The following is a 15,333-nucleotide window of genomic DNA, read 5'->3' on the forward strand; positions in this document are numbered from 1 at the left end:
TGTAATATTAAAATCGAGTACATAAATACATAAAAAAAACAATATATTTTTATTGTATTTTTATGAACTATGAAAAAGAAAGATAGTAAAAGTACTTTAAACAAAAGAAATTCAAAAAATTATTCTTTTGCGATTGGAACTATTAATATCACTAATTATGGATATGCATTTGTAAAAATAAAAGATTATAAAAAAGACATATTCATTCCAAAAAATAAAATAAATAAATCTTTAGAAGGAGATTTAGTAAAAATAAAATTTAAAAAAAATAAAAAAATAAAAATAAAAGGAGAAGTAATAAAAATTATATATAGAAAGAAAAAAAAATTCGTAGGAATTATAAAAATTTATTCTAAATCTGAATATTTAAATAACAAATATTATAATATTAATTTTTATAAAAATTATAAATCTTTCACAATTTGTAATAATAACACTATTATATTAATACCATTAAATGAATCAAAAAAATGTAATCATAATGATAAAGTATTAGTTGAAATAATTTCATGGCCAAAAAATTTTAAAAATCCAATAGGAAAAATAATAAAAATATTCGGAAAAATTGGTAATTATAAAGCAGAAATATATTCTTTGTTAGAAGAATATGAAATATCTTATAAATTCTCAAAACAATCTAAAAATGAAGCAAAAAAAATATTTTCAAAAAAAGTAATTATAAATTACGAAAAAATAAATAATAGAAAAGACATACGAAATATCAATACTTTTACTATAGATCCAAAAGATGCAAAAGATTTTGATGATGCAATATCTGTTAGACAAATAGATAAATTTATTTGGGAAATAGGAATTCATATATCTGATGTAACTCATTATATAAAAGAAAATAGTATCATAGATAAAGAAGCATACTTACGTAACACATCTATATATTTTAACGGAAAAGTAATACCAATGTTACCAAAAATATTATCTAATGATCTATGCTCTTTACAACCAAAAGAAGATAAATTAAGTTTTTCATTTATATTTAGTATGAATAAAAATGGAGATATATTAAAAAGTTGGATTGGAAAAACAATTATACAATCTAATAAAAGATTTACATATGATGAAGTACAAAAAATTATAGATCAAAAAAAAGGAATTTTTTATAATGAAATAAAAACTTTACATACTTTATCCAAAAAAATGGAAAAAAATAGACTAAAAAATGGGTCAATTTTTTTGGATAAAGTTGAAGTAAAATTTCATTTAGATAATAAAAAAAATCCAATATCTCTATACTTAGAAAAAAATAATGATGCTCATTGTTTAATAGAAGAATTTATGTTACTAACTAATAAAAAAATATCTGAATTTGTTAGTATAAATTCTAATGGAAAATTATCAAATAAAACTTATATATATAGAATACATGATAAACCAGATAATGAAAAAATTTTATATTTAAAAAAAATTATAAAACCATTAGGTTATTTTTTAGACTTAAAAAATGTTAAAAATTCTATAAATAAAATATTATTAAAAATAAAAGGAAAACCAGAACAAAATATGATTGAAAATTTAATATTACGTTCTATGAGTAAAGCTAAATATTCTACAAATAATATAGGACATTATGGTTTATCTTTTATTCATTACACTCATTTTACATCTCCTATAAGGAGATATTCAGATATAATTGCTCATAGATTACTATATAATTATTTGTTTAAAAATAAAAAAATAAAATCAGTAGATTTTTATGAAAAACAATTACAATATTGTAGTAATAAAGAACGGATAGTTACAGATATAGAAAGAGAATTTCTAAAATTTATACAAGTAAAATTTTTAAAAAAATTTTTGGGAAAAGAATTTGTAGTAATTATAACAGGATTTACTGATTGGAGTATTTATGTTGATTTAATTTTATTTCATGTAGAAGGAATGATAAAATTATGTGATATAAAAGAAGATAATTATATATTAAATCCTAATGGATATAGCATAATTGGAAAAAATAAAAAAAATATATGTTGTTTAGGTGATAAAATTAAAGTTAAATTAATAGATATAAATATGGAAAAAAAAAGAGTTATTTTAGATTGGATAAAAAAAATAACTATTTAATTCTTACTGAAGAAGGAACAAATAAAGTATAATCCCCTCCGTTTTTTATAATATTTCTTACAAAATAAGAACTTATAAATGATTTTTCATAAGAAGAAAACAAAAAAATAGTTTCAACATAATGATCATATTTTTTGTTTAATGAATTATTTATAAAAAAAATGTTTTTTTCAAATTCAAAATCAAACTGATTTCTAATTCCTCTTAATAAAAATTTTACTTTTATTTTTTTACAAAAAGAAATTGTTAACCCATCAAATGATTTTATTTCTATTCTATTAGATTCTTTAAAAAAAGAATCATGTATCCATTTTTTTCTTTTTACAAGAGAAAACATGTTTTTTTTTCCATAATTTTTTCCAATAGCTATAATAATTTTATCGAATAATTTTAATCCTCTAATAACAATATCATAGTGACCTAATGTTATTGGATCAAAAGTTCCAGGAAATATAGCTATTTTTTTTATCATTATTTTGTAATATAGTAATATATTTAACTATTCAAGATTCAATTATTATCTAAATAAAATAAATTAATTATAGAAATTATAAAATTTTTTTATTGTAAAAATAAATTATTTTATAAATATATATTATATATTAAAGATTTTTTATTATAAAAAATAAAAATGAAATTGTTTATGTTTATGTTAAAACAATAAATATATAAAATTATATAATATTATAAATTTATTAGAAAATTTGCTTTAAATACATATACATAATAGTAATAAATACTAAATATAAATAATATATACATACATAGTTTTTATATAAAAATTTTTGTTTTGTTATTATTGATTAAATAACTTAAAAATTTTATATACTAATTTTTGTTAATAATTAACAAATTTTTTTATAATAATAAATATAAAATTATATGACTTATATGAGTAACGTAAAAATTTATATACTTATAAATATAATATAGTTTTATTAACCAAATAAACGATTTAAAATTAAATTAAAAAATTTAAGTAAATAATAAATTGTATGAATAAAGAAAATAAGAAATATACTAATCTAAAAAAAATAGATATAACTTATTATTTTATTATTATAAAAAATATAGAATTAAAATTTAAAAATTTATATACGTAAAAAAATCAAAAATTAATATCACGTGCATATAATATTATGAAAAAAATATAAATTATACGTGAACAAAAAAAAATTAATAAAAAATTCTTATTTTCAAATATTGTTTATTTATTTCTGGTTTTTATTCTTTTTAAGTATAAGTATAATATTTACTATTATTTATGCTGCTTCTAAAGGTTATTTAGGAAATTTACCTACTGCTGAAGATATAGATAATCCTAAAATAGAAATAGGATCAGAAGTTTATGATTATAAAAAAAAATTATTAGGAAAATTTTTTTCAGAGAATAGAATTTTAGTAAGTTATAAACAACTTCCAAAAAATTTAGTAAATGCGTTGTTGGCAAAAGAAGATATTCGTTTTAGACAACATTCAGGAATTGATATGAAATCAATATTTAGAGCAATATTGTCTTTAGGAAGAAAAGGAGGAGGAAGCACTATAACTCAACAATTAGCAAAATTACTATTCACAGGAAAATCTGCAAAAAATAAAATTCAAAGAATACATCAAAAAATATTAGAATGGGTAGTTGCTATTGAATTGGAAAAACGTTATACAAAAGAAGAAATTATTACTATGTATTGCAATAAATTCGATTTCTTATATAATGCAAAAGGAATTCAAATTGCATCACAAACATATTTTAATAAAAAAATACATAATCTTAATTTAGGAGAATGTGCTACATTAATTGGAATGTTTGAAAATCCATCTTTCTTTAATCCTAAAAATTATCCATATAGAGCTAAAAAACAGAGGAATTTAGTATTACGTCAGATGAAAAAATATAATTTTTTAAATGAAAATAGATATAATTATGAAATACAAAAACCTATAAAAATAAATTTTAAAATTCATAAAAATAATTATGAATTATTAACTTATTACGGAGAATTTTTAAAAAATGAAATACAAAAATATTTAGATAAATATGAAGAAAAAACAGGAAAAAAATTAAATTTTTATTCTAGTGGATTAAAAATATATACAACTATAGATTCAAAAATGCAAGAATATGCAGAAAAATCTATTAAAAAACATCTAAAATATTTACAATCTTTATTCAATAATTTACAAAAAAATAATAAAAACGCTCCATTTTCTAATATTTCACAAAAAAAAGTAAATAGAATACTTTTTTCTTCTATAAAAAGAACTCATTTATATAAAATATTAAAAAAAGAAGGATTATCCGAAAAAAATATAATAAAAAGATTTAAAAAAAAGGAATTAACTGAATTATTTACTTGGAATGGTACAAAAAAAATTATGATTTCTCCTTTAGATTATATTCGTTATAAAAAAAGTATTATTCAAACAGGATTATTATCAGTGGAAACATCTACTGGACATATCAAAGCATGGGTAGGAGGAGTAAATTTTAACCATTTTAAATATGATAATGTATCACAAACACGAAGACAAGTAGGATCTATATTTAAACCAATTTTATATGCAGCTGCAATTAAAAAATTTAATTATAATCCATGCACTAAAATATCAAATGAAAAATTTGAATTAAATAATTGGAGTCCAAAAAACTATGATGAAAAATATGGTGGATTTATTACATTAAAAGATGGATTAGCGTGGTCTGTAAATACTGTTTCAGCTAGATTAATATCACAAGTTACTCCTAAATATGTAATTGATTTAGCAAAAAAAATGGGAGTAAAATCTGATATTCCAGAAAATCCATCTATTGCATTAGGATCTGCAGATTTAACTCTATATGAAATGACAGGAGTATTTAATGCATTTGCTAATATTGGTATTTATAATGAACCTAGTCTTTTATTAAAAATAGAAGATAAAAAAGGAAATATTATTAATGTAAATAAAATTAGAAAAAGAGTACTTGATGAAAATGTTTCATACATTATGTTAGATTTAATGCAAGGAGTAGTTAAATATGGAACTGCTAAAAGAATAAAATATAAGTATAATATTAAAGGAGATATAGCAGGAAAAACAGGAACAACTAATGATAATTCAGATGGATGGTTTATAGGTATGATCCCAAAATTAACTACTGGAATATGGGTTGGTTGGGAAAATAGATTTTCTCATTTTAATAGTTTAAAATTAGGACAAGGTGCAAATATGGCACTTCCTATATGGGCTTATTATACAATGTATTTACTTAAAGATAAAAATTTTTCTTATAATAAAAATATGTTTTTTAAAAAACAAAAAAATTATAAATGGAGTCATTGTAATAATGAAATGAATTATGAAAATTACATATTGCAACAAATAGATAAAGAATATGATACAAAAAAAGAAAAATATTCAGAAAAATATGAATATGAAGAAAAATTTATGGAAGATAATTCATGGTTAAATGAAAATAAAAGTAATAACAAAATTTTTTATGATAAAGAAAATAATAATAATGATAAAAATGAACTTTTTGATATTACAGAAAATAAACGTAAAGAAAAAGAAGAATATATTAAAGAAGAAGAAATATAAAAAACTTCTATTTTATAATTATTTATAATGATAAAAAAAATTTTACTTTTAGATAAAAATCATTTATTTATTTCTTATAAATTAAGAAAAAAAGGATTTATTTATGATGAAAAAAATATTAATTTTTTAGAAATTATAATTAGAAATTTAACAATAAGTAAAAAATTTATTGAAAAAGCTATAAATTTTATATTTATAGCTAGAATAGGTTAAGGAATTAAAAATATTAATAAAAATTATATATATAAAAAAAAATAAAAATAATTAATAAACATCTTTTAAATATCTTTTATTTATTTTCATATTAATCATAAACGATATTGGATCTTCTTTTCCTACTTTTTCTATTATACGATTTATAGTATTTTCTACATCTACACTCATCGGCGTTTTTTTACCACATATATAAATATATGCTCCATTTTTTATCCAATAAAAAAATTCTTCTTTATTTTCCCATATTTTATCTTGAACATATATTTTCTTTTCTTGATCTCTAGAAAAAGAAATACTTGCATTATATAAAACTCCATTTTTTATCCATTTTTCTATTTCATTTTTGTATAGAAAATCAAAATTATAATTTTGATCTCCAAAAAATAACCAATTTTTTCCAGAAGCTTTTACATATTCTCTTTCATATAAAAAAGATCTAAACGGAGCTATTCCTGTTCCTGGTCCTATCATAATAATATTTGAATTATTGTTAGGAAGCTTAAATAATTTATTTCTATGAATGAAAAAAGATATTTTATCTCCTTTTTTCAAATTAATTAGAAAATTAGAACAATGCCCATATTTTATTTTATTTTTTTGTAATTCTATTTTTTTTTGAACAAGTAATACAGTTATATGAATTTCATTAATATGTTTCTTAGGAGAAGAAGATATAGAATATAACCTAGGAGTTATAGATTCCATAATATTTATTAGATTTTTTAATAAAGACAAGTTTTTGTTATTATGAAATTTTTTTAAAAGATCTATAATATCCCAATTTTTTTTATAAAATATTTTTTTTTTATCTATTTTAAATAATTGTGAATAATTATTTAAAAATTTTTCAGATAAATTATAAATTTTTTTATTTTTCTTCAATGAATAAAAAATAGAATTATATTTATTAATATCATTCAAATTGAATATACTCATTATTTTTTTTATATCTTCAAAATTATTTTCTGGATATATTCCAATAGAATCTCCAGGAAGATATTCTTTATTAGAAATATTATATATTTCTATATGATGAATTTTTCTATTTTTATTTTTATTTAAAATTTTATTATTTAATATAATTCCATTTTCTATATTTTTTTTACTATTTTCTATATTTTTTTTACTATTTTCTATATTTTTTTTACTATTTTCTATATTTTTTTTACTATTTTCTATATTTTTTTTAAAAAAATATATGATATTATTAATCCAATATTCTGATTTTTTTTTATAATCTGTATCACATTTATATAAATCTAAAATTTTAGTAGAACCTAAATATTCAAGACGTTTATCTACATCTTCTCCAGCTTTACAAAAATTAACATAAGATTTATCTCCTAAAGCTAATACACTATATCTAAGTTTATTTAATTCAATATTTTTATTATGAATAAAATAAAAAAAATCTTTTCCCGAAGAAGGAGGGTCTCCATCCCCATAAGTACTCATTATTATCAATAAATAACTTTCTCTCTCTAATTCAAATAAACAATAATCATTTAAATCAAATAATCTTATGTTTAATTTTTCTTTTTTCATTTTATTAAACATATAAAATGCTAAATTTTCAGCATTTCCAGTTTCACTACTATAAACTAATGTAATTATATTCTTTTCTATTTTATTTTCTAAATTTAAAAAATTACATAAAAATCCAGATATATATCCATACATCCATATAATATCTTCTTTAGAAGATTTTTTTATTAAATCAATAAATATTTTATTATTGGTTAACATGATTATTATTTTAATTTTTTTAACAAAATAAATTATCTACTGATATATATCTTTCTCCAGTATCATAATTTATTGTTAATATAATTGATTCTTTAGGAAATTTATCAATATTATTATTTATAGCAGATAAAGATGCTCCTGTAGATATTCCAACTAATATTCCTTCTTTTTTTGCAATTTTTTTCATAAAATTAAATGCTTCTTCTTTAGAAACTAAAAAAGTTCCATTTAACAATTTTTTATTTAAAATAGATGGAATAAATCCAGCACCTAATCCTTGTAAATTATGAGGAGTTGATTTTCCTCCAAATATTACTGGAGATTCTATTGGTTCTACAGAAAATATTTTTATTTTTGAAAATTTTTTTCTTAATACTTCTCCTATACCTGTAATATGACCACCAGTTCCAACTCCAGTAATAAAATAATCTATTCCATTAGGAAATGAATATAAAATTTCTTGTGCAGTAGTTTTTTTATGAATATCTGGATTTGATATATTATCAAATTGTTTAGGCATCCATGAATTAGGAATTATATCAACTAATTCATTTGCTTTTTCAATAGAACCTTTCATTCCTTTTTCTCTTGGTGTAAGAACAAATTTTGCTCCAAAAATAGAAAATAATTTTCGTCTTTCCATACTCATAGATTCTGGCATTACTAAAATAAGTCTATAACCTTTTACAGCAGAAACTATAGCCAATCCTACCCCTGTATTTCCAGATGTTGGTTCTATTATAATATCACCTTTATTTATTATTCCTTTATTTTCTGCATCATTTATCATAGATAAAGCTATTCTATCTTTTATACTTCCTCCTGGATTATTTCTTTCTAATTTCATCCATATATTTCTTCCAGGAAATAAACGATTAAGATGAATATGAGGAGTATTTCCAATAGTTTCTAGAATATTTTTTACTTTCATCATTAAATTAAATTTTTTTTTATATATTAAAATCGATAGAATTAATAAAAGAATTATTATTTCTCATTTTTATTTCATTTTTTTGATAAACTATAGAATATGGAGGAACACTTCTAGTTATCCATACATTTCCACCTAAAATGCTATCATGTCCTATTATTGTATTACCACCAAGAATAGTAGCTCCAGCATAAATAGTAACTTTATCTTCTATAGTAGGATGACGTTTAATATTAGATAATTTTTTATCTACATAAATAGCTCCAAGAGTTACTCCTTGATATATTTTAACTCTATTTCCTATATTAGTACTGGATCCTACTACAATTCCAGTTCCATGATCTATTGAAAAAGCTTTTCCTATTTTTGCAGCAGCATGAATATCTACTCCTGTTTTACTATGAGCATATTCAGTAATTAATCTAGGAATTATTGGAATTTTTTGAATCCAAAGTTGATGAGCTATTCTATACAATGCAGTAGCAAAAAATCCTGGATAAGTTAAAAATATTTCTTCTATTGAATTTGCAGCTGGATCAGAATTTAATATTGCATTAGCATCTATTAACAGCATATGATATATATTTGGTATTTGATTAAAAAATACTGTAGAAAGAATTTCTGAATTTTTTTTTGATAAACTTAATTCTATAAAAATTGAACATAAAGTTTTATATAAAACTTTATAATTTTCTTTAAAAATTATTTCATTTTTTAATAAAGATGAATCTGGAGTAAATAATAAATGAAATAATTTTTCTACAAAAAGTTTTGATTTATTTTTGTTAGGAAATTTTTTATTTTTTTTGTTATTTTCTTCAAAAATGGTTTTCGGAAATTTTAAATTAATCATAATTTACAAAATTCAATCATATTAAATTTCATTAAGTTATTTAAAGTAAATAAATTTTATAAAATTAAAAATATATATTATGAAAATAAAAGTAAAAAATCCTATTGTAGAAATAAATGGAGATGAAATGGCTAGAGTTATATGGAAGTATATAAAAAAATATTTTATATTTCCTTATTTAGATATTGAAATTAAATATTTTGATTTAGGAATAAAAAATAGAGATAAAACAAATGATCAAATTACAATAGATGCAGCATATGCTATAAAAAAATATAATGTAGGAATAAAATGTGCAACAATAACTCCAGATAAAAAAAGAGTTAAAGAATTTAATCTAAAAAAAATGTGGAAATCTCCAAATGGAACAATTCGAAATATTATAAATGGTACTGTGTTTAGAGAACCTATAATAATAAAAAATATTACTAAATTTATTCCAGGATGGAAAAAATCAATATGTATTGCCAGACATGCTTATGCAGATCAATATAATGCTATTGATTTTCCTATTGAAGAAAAAGGAACTTTATATATTACATTTATACCAGACAAAAATATAAATGATTCAAAAAAATTTAAAATTTTTCATTTTGAAAATAAAGGAATTGCTATGGGAATGTATAATACAGATGAATCTATATGTAAATTTGCTCATTCTTGTTTTAATTATTCTATACATAAAAAATATCCACTTTTTCTTTCTACAAAGAATACAATTCTAAAATCATATGATGGTAAATACGTAGATATATTTCATAATTTATATAAAAATGAATATAAATCTAAATTTGAAAATATTAATATAAAATATGAACATTATTTAATAGATGATATGATTGCTAAAGTAATTAAATCAAATGGAGGGTTTATATGGGCGTGTAAAAATTATGATGGAGATATACAATCAGATTGTATTGCTCAAGGATTTGGTTCATTAGGAATGATGACCTCTATTTTACTAACTTCAGATGGAAAAACATTAGAATCTGAAGCAGCTCATGGAACAATAACTAGACATTATAAATTATATAAAAAAGGATTATCTACATCAACAAATCCAATAGCGTTATTATTTTCTTGGATTATAGGACTTAAACATAGAGCTTTTTTAGATAAAAATCTAGAACTAGAAATTTTTTCTAAAAAACTTGAAAAATCTTGTATAAATTTTATAGAAAAAGGAAATTTAACTAAAGATTTATTTTTTTCTATTAATAGAAAAACTGAAAATGATATTAATACAAATTTTTTGGATACAAAAACTTTTATTAAAAAATTAAGTTTTTTATTTAAAAATGAAATTAAAAAAAAATAAATATATTTATCAATATTTATATTTTTTCATAATTTTTTTTGTAATATTCTTTTTTCTTATTTTTCCTAAAAAATTTTCTTCAAAATTTTTTATAAAAAAAATTATTTTTGGTTTTAAATATTTTTTTTCTCCTTTAAATAAACGTTCTGGAATTTTTATTTTAAAAAAAGATCCTTCTATAATTAAAATTATTTTTTCTCCTATAATTTTATCTGGAATAGAAGATATAAAAAATCTTTTATTATAAGGAATAAAATTACTTATAATATTTTCTAATTGTTCAGGAATTACTTTTATTCCTCCAGTATTAATAATATTATCGTATCTTCCTATCCATTTAAATGTATTATTATTTTTTAAATGTACAATATCATTTGTTTTAATAAAAATATTATTCATTTTAGGAAAATTTACTATTAAACAATTTCTTTTATCTATTTTAATATTTATATTTTTTAATAATCTAAAATAATAATTATCAATATTATTGTTTATTTTACATAATGCTATATGTCCATAAGTTTCTGTCATTCCATATGTAGCATAAAAATTTGTTGATGATATATTTTTTAGTTTGTTTATCAAATAATTTGATATAGAATATCCTCCTATTAAAATATTTTTAATTTTTTTTAAATATTTTATACTAAAAAAAACTTGCATAGGAATCATTGATGCAATATCAAAATTATATATTTTTATATTTTTTAATGGATTATATGATGGAGGAATACATAAAATTTTCCATTTAAATATCATAGAACGAATCAAAAACATTTTTGATGCTATAAAATTTGGAGATAAACATAATAATCCTATAATATTTTTTTTATTTAATTTTAAATATTTTACAGATTCTATAGCTCTTTGAATTATATATTTTTTTTTTAAAAATATTTTTTTACAATTTCCTGTTGTTCCAGAAGTTTTAATTTCTATTACAGAATTATTATCATTCCAATCATTCAAAAAAGATTTAATAGAATTACTCCATATAGAATCATTCTTTGGAAATATAATTTTTTTATTAGAAAAATCTATCCACATTTTTATAAAAATTATTTATTATTTTTTTTATACCAAAGAAATCCATTTTTAGAATTAATACTAATATTAGTAATAGATATATTATTTTTATAAATATTTTTTGTATTTAATCCATGAAAATAAGAATTATATTTTTTATATTTATTATTCATAATAAAAGTCCATTGAGAAATAATATTAATTCCTATATTACTTTCTAAAGATGAACTAACCCCCCATTTAATTCCTCTTTTACAAGCTTCTGATATCCATTCTTCAGATTCATAAAAACCTCCATTAGCACTAGGCCTAATAATTAAAAATTTTGGTTTTATAAAATCTAGTATTTTTCTTTTTTTTTTTAAATTATTAATACCTATTATTTCTTCATCTAATGCTATAGGAATAGGAGATATTTTACATATTTCAGCCATATTTTTCCATTTCCCTGGTAATATTGGTTGTTCTAAATAATATATAGATTTTATTATTTTAATTTTATTTATAAAAAATAAATATTCATTAATATTATTAAAACATCCATTAGCATCTAATCGTATTTGTAATTTTGGATATTTGTATCCTATTTTTTTTATAATAAAACTTTGATAATCAATATCATTTTTACTAATTTTTATTTTTATAGATTTAAATCCATAAAAAATCTTTTTTTTTATTTTATTATATAAAATTTTTTTTTTATTTTCTTTCCATATATTTAACCATAATAAATCATTTATTGGCAACCCCTTTATTCCTTTAGTAAATTCAGATTTATATAATATTGGAAATTTTCCTTTTTTTAAAAATAAAAAAGCTTGTTCTAAAGCAAATAAAATAGAAGGATTAGATATATTATTTATATAAAAATTATATGTAATATTTCTATTATTTAATTTTAATAAATTATTAATTTCATGTTTAATTTTGTATGAATTTATTATAAATTTTTTATTATTTAATATAATTGAATTATATTCTCCTACACCTATTCTTTTATATTTATCTATAATAAAAATAATCCATATTATATTTTTTTTAAAAAATTTTTGAGAATTATACAAATTTTTTCTAAAAAATAAAATTTTTTTTTTAAAAAAAAATTTAACATAAAAAATTATTTAAATATTTATAGATTCACCTGTATTTAATAAAATCAATCTTTTTCCATTATTATAGAACATTTCAATAGATTTTTTTTTATCAATTTTAATATTTTCAAAAGTATTATAATGAACACCTAAAATATTATCACATTTTAATAATTCAGACGCAATAATAGCATCTTCAACACCCATTGTATAAGTTCCTCCTATTGAAAGAACAGACAAGTCTATTTTTCCATATTTTGGAATTAATTTCATATCATATGTAACAGAAGTATCTCCTGATAGATATATATTTTTTTCTTTAGTATGTAATAAAAATCCACCTGGATTACCTCCATAAGTACCATTTAAAAAAGAACTAGAATGAATAGCAATTACATATTTTAATAATCCAAATGGAAATTCAATAAAAGATCCATAATTTATTCCATATGTTTTTATTCCTTTTTTTTCAAAAAAAGAAGATATCTCATAATTAGATATTAATAATATATCTGGATTTTTTTTATAAAAAAAGTTAACATCATCTACATGATCATAATGTGCATGTGTTAATAATATATAATTAATTTTATTATTTATATATTTTGATATTATATTATTATATAATAATTTTTTATCATAAAAAAATGGATCTATTATTAATTTATATTTATTTATTTCTAATAAATATGTACTATGATATAAAAAAGTTAATTTCATAAAAATTTAATTTATATTCCTATAATTAATCCATATATAAAAATAATTAAAACTAATTTTTTTAGTTCTAATGTAAATAAACTATTTTTATTTTTATTATTAAATAATAAATATATATTTATAATATGTTTAATTGTAAATAATAAAATTATATTTAATAAAATAAATTGATAATTTTTCTTTTTATTAATAAAAAGAAAAATATAACCTAAAGTTATTGCTGTTAATATAATTATTGTATGATATAATTTTATATATTTTGGTCCTAAATATGTAGCCAATGTTTTCTTTTTACATAAAAGATCATAATCCATATCTCTCATATTATTTATATTTAAAACTGATGCATTAAATAATCCTATGGATAAAGATAAAAATATTATATCTACTGTTGGAAATAAATGAGTATATAAAAAATAACTAAATATAATAGGAACAAATCCAAAAAATATTAATACTAATAAATCACTAATTCCTATAATATATCCATAATTTATTCCTAATGAATAAGATATAGATGTATATATACATAAAATTAATCCTAATAAATAAATAAATGAATATAAATTATTTAAAGATGTCAATAATATTGATACATATATAAGCATAATTCCAGATAAAAAAGATAATATAGATAATATATAAATTGAATATTTTATATGAACATCAGATATTAATCCAGAACTAATAACTTTTTTTCTTATAAAAAACAATCTATCTAATCCTTTTTTATTATCTCCATAATCATTTGAAATATTTGATAATATTTGTAATAAAACAGCTGTTATTATACATAGTATATATATATAAATAATTTTATCATTAAAATAAACTTTATTATATATATGTAAAAATATTGATGTTAATCCTGATAAAGATAATGGAATTGTATGTATTCTAGATAAATATATCCAATATTTTAATTTCATAAAAATTTTTTAAATTTTTTAAAATTTGGATCTCTTTTTTCTAAAAAAGCTTTTTTTCCTTCTTGTGATTCTTCCATTAAATAAAACATTAAAGTAGCATCTCCAGCTAATTGCATTAGTCCGTGTTGACCATCTAATTCAGCATTTAAACACCTTTTAATTAATCTTAAACACATTGGACTTCTTTTCTGTATTATTTTACACCATTTTATTGTTTCATTTTCTAATTCATTTATATCTACTATTTTATTAATTAATCCCATATCTAAAGCTTCTTTTGCATTATATTTTTTACATAAAAACCAAATTTCTCTTGCTTTTTTTTGCCCTACATTACGAGCTAAATAAGAACTTCCAAAACCACCATCAAAAGATCCAACTTTTGGTCCTACTTGACTAAATATAGCATTATTAGATGCTATAGTTAAATCACAAACAACATGTAATACATGTCCACCTCCAACAGAAAATCCATTAACCATAGCTATAACTGGTTTAGGTAATTCTCGTATTTTTTTATAAAAATTTAATATATTTAATCTTGGCTGACCATCTTCTCCTAAATATCCTCCTGGACCTCTAGTTCTTTGATCACCTCCTGAACAAAAATATTTATTTCCATTTCCTGTTATAATTAAAACATCAATATCTGTTCTATTTCCACATATTTCAATGGCATTTATCATTTCTTCTACTGTTTTTACACGAAATGCATTACAATATCTTGGTCTATTAATTTCTATCTTAGCAATTCCATTACAAATAAAAAATAAAATATCTTTATAATTTTTTATTGTAATCCAATCTATTAATTGATTCATAATATGAATTAAATATTTAAT

13 protein-coding genes are annotated in these 15,333 nt (G+C 19.1%); 4 read left to right on the forward strand and 9 right to left on the reverse strand.

Going from position 1 to position 15,333, the window contains the following annotated elements:
- The first annotated feature begins 69 nt into the window (after window positions 1-69).
- Window positions 70-2,079: a ribonuclease R family protein gene (locus tag H0H39_RS01650; protein ID WP_185877167.1), complete on the forward strand. Its 2,010-nt coding sequence runs from the start codon at window positions 70-72 to the stop codon at window positions 2,077-2,079.
- Here the strand turns inward: H0H39_RS01650 and coaD are convergent.
- Window positions 2,072-2,551, reverse strand: coding sequence for a pantetheine-phosphate adenylyltransferase (gene coaD, locus H0H39_RS01655; RefSeq protein WP_185877168.1), 480 nt, complete (start codon window positions 2,549-2,551; stop codon window positions 2,072-2,074). The genes H0H39_RS01650 and coaD overlap by 8 nt on opposite strands.
- Window positions 2,552-3,240: 689 nt before the next feature.
- Between coaD and H0H39_RS01660 the strand changes: the two genes are divergently transcribed.
- Complete coding sequence (locus H0H39_RS01660; RefSeq protein ID WP_185877169.1) at window positions 3,241-5,661, forward strand: penicillin-binding protein 1A; 2,421 nt, start codon at window positions 3,241-3,243, stop codon at window positions 5,659-5,661.
- A gap of 27 nt (window positions 5,662-5,688) precedes the next feature.
- Complete coding sequence (locus tag H0H39_RS01665) at window positions 5,689-5,874, forward strand: hypothetical protein (RefSeq protein ID WP_185877170.1); 186 nt, start codon at window positions 5,689-5,691, stop codon at window positions 5,872-5,874.
- A gap of 51 nt (window positions 5,875-5,925) precedes the next feature.
- On the opposite strand, the gene H0H39_RS01670 is transcribed toward H0H39_RS01665, so the two are convergent.
- Genes H0H39_RS01670 through H0H39_RS01680 form a run of 3 tightly spaced genes read right to left on the reverse strand, consistent with a single transcriptional unit; the run spans window position 5,926 to window position 9,407 of the window.
- Window positions 5,926-7,623, reverse strand: a complete 1,698-nt coding sequence (locus tag H0H39_RS01670; protein ID WP_238785630.1) for a diflavin oxidoreductase — start codon at window positions 7,621-7,623, stop codon at window positions 5,926-5,928.
- A gap of 19 nt (window positions 7,624-7,642) precedes the next feature.
- A complete protein-coding gene (gene cysK / locus H0H39_RS01675; protein ID WP_185877171.1) occupies window positions 7,643-8,554 on the reverse strand; it encodes a cysteine synthase A in 912 nt (303 codons plus the stop codon).
- A 19-nt stretch (window positions 8,555-8,573) separates the two neighbouring features.
- Window positions 8,574-9,407, reverse strand: coding sequence for a serine O-acetyltransferase (locus H0H39_RS01680; protein WP_185877172.1), 834 nt, complete (start codon window positions 9,405-9,407; stop codon window positions 8,574-8,576).
- 79 nt (window positions 9,408-9,486) lie between these two features.
- On the opposite strand from H0H39_RS01680, the gene H0H39_RS01685 reads away from it, so the two are divergent.
- Window positions 9,487-10,725 (forward strand): NADP-dependent isocitrate dehydrogenase, encoded by a 1,239-nt coding sequence (locus H0H39_RS01685; RefSeq protein WP_317167085.1) that lies wholly within the window; start codon window positions 9,487-9,489, stop codon window positions 10,723-10,725.
- A gap of 9 nt (window positions 10,726-10,734) precedes the next feature.
- Here the strand turns inward: H0H39_RS01685 and H0H39_RS01690 are convergent, their stop codons facing one another.
- The 5 genes from H0H39_RS01690 to menB are packed head-to-tail and all read right to left on the reverse strand — an operon-like array spanning window position 10,735 to window position 15,312.
- The gene (locus H0H39_RS01690) at window positions 10,735-11,772 is read right to left on the reverse strand and encodes an AMP-binding protein (RefSeq protein ID WP_185877173.1); all 1,038 of its coding nucleotides are present in this window, start codon (window positions 11,770-11,772) and stop codon (window positions 10,735-10,737) included.
- Between the two features lie 11 nt (window positions 11,773-11,783).
- The gene (locus H0H39_RS01695) at window positions 11,784-12,815 is read right to left on the reverse strand and encodes an enolase C-terminal domain-like protein (RefSeq protein ID WP_238785631.1); all 1,032 of its coding nucleotides are present in this window, start codon (window positions 12,813-12,815) and stop codon (window positions 11,784-11,786) included.
- 57 nt (window positions 12,816-12,872) lie between these two features.
- Window positions 12,873-13,562, reverse strand: a complete 690-nt coding sequence (locus tag H0H39_RS01700; RefSeq protein ID WP_185877174.1) for a metal-dependent hydrolase — start codon at window positions 13,560-13,562, stop codon at window positions 12,873-12,875.
- 11 nt (window positions 13,563-13,573) lie between these two features.
- Window positions 13,574-14,491, reverse strand: a complete 918-nt coding sequence (gene menA / locus H0H39_RS01705) for a 1,4-dihydroxy-2-naphthoate octaprenyltransferase (RefSeq protein WP_185877175.1) — start codon at window positions 14,489-14,491, stop codon at window positions 13,574-13,576.
- Window positions 14,488-15,312 carry a 1,4-dihydroxy-2-naphthoyl-CoA synthase gene (gene menB, locus H0H39_RS01710; protein ID WP_185877176.1) on the reverse strand — a complete coding sequence of 275 codons (825 nt, stop codon included), beginning with the start codon at window positions 15,310-15,312 and terminating at the stop codon, window positions 14,488-14,490. The genes menA and menB overlap by 4 nt, the downstream gene beginning before the upstream one ends.
- Window positions 15,313-15,333 lie beyond the last annotated feature (21 nt).

Source organism: Blattabacterium cuenoti (assembly GCF_014252315.1).
GTDB lineage: Bacteria > Bacteroidota > Bacteroidia > Flavobacteriales > Blattabacteriaceae > Blattabacterium > Blattabacterium cuenoti_AI.